Raw genomic sequence first — 949 nt, forward strand, 5'->3', positions numbered from 1 at the left:
TTTCATTTGCCCCTCTTTCCCAGGAATGATAGGGTCTGGCGAAATACACATCCACATCTAGCTGCTCTGCGATAGTCTGATGATCAGCAAACTCTTTCCCATTATCAGCCGTGATTGTATGTATCTTATCCTTATTAGCCCATAGTGCTTGAATGGCTTCTGCTGTTAATGGCTTGGCATGTTTACCATCCAATAGTCTAATCCATACCAAACCAGTAACTCTATCATTAATTGTCAGTAAAGCTTTCTTATGATTCTTCCCGATCACAGTATCAATTTCTAAATCTCCAAATCTAGTTTTCTGATCAACTATTTTTGGACGTTCTTCTATGCCTATACGATTCCTGAGAATACCTCTTTTATCCTTACTACCAGGACGTTTACGGTATCTTTTATTGCCGCATCTTAAGTGCATAAATAAAGTCCCGCCTTGCTTCTTGTCTATCCAAACATATTGGTAAATCGTTTCATGAGAAACACAAACTTTACCTTCTGCTCTGAGACGTCCACTAATCTGCTCTGGACTATAATCTTCTTTCAAAAGTTCATCTACCTCAGACTTGAGTTCTTCAGTAAATTTCACACTCTTTGCCTTATCCTTGAGACGTTTTTCATACTTACGTTGAGCCAGATCAGCTCTATACTTTCCACTTCGTTTATCACAATTCCGTTTAAGCTCTCTATAGATCACAGATTTATCTCGGCCTAAATAAGAAGCTATTTCTATTTTGGAATGCCCTTTTTTGAGCATAACTGAAATTGTATACCTTTGATTCTCGGTTAATCGTTCCATTTCACAACTTATTTTGTGGTGATTTAGGTCGTAAAATAAGAACTTTTATTCCTTCAGAACAAGGGGAGATGATACTCTCTCCATTGTTCTGTAAAAGTTATCATAAACTAAACTTACATATAATCACCTAAGTTGCATTGGTTACTTGAATCTAGG

1 protein-coding gene is annotated in these 949 nt (G+C 37.0%); it reads right to left on the reverse strand.

The annotated features are described in order from the left end of the window. Positions 1–793: IS30 family transposase (locus DWB61_RS17585; protein WP_125032242.1), on the reverse strand; the 793-nt coding region annotated here is incomplete at its 3' end. Positions 794–949 lie beyond the last annotated feature (156 nt).

Source organism: Ancylomarina euxina, from assembly GCF_003863355.1.
In the GTDB taxonomy this organism is placed as follows: domain Bacteria; phylum Bacteroidota; class Bacteroidia; order Bacteroidales; family Marinifilaceae; genus Ancylomarina; species Ancylomarina euxinus.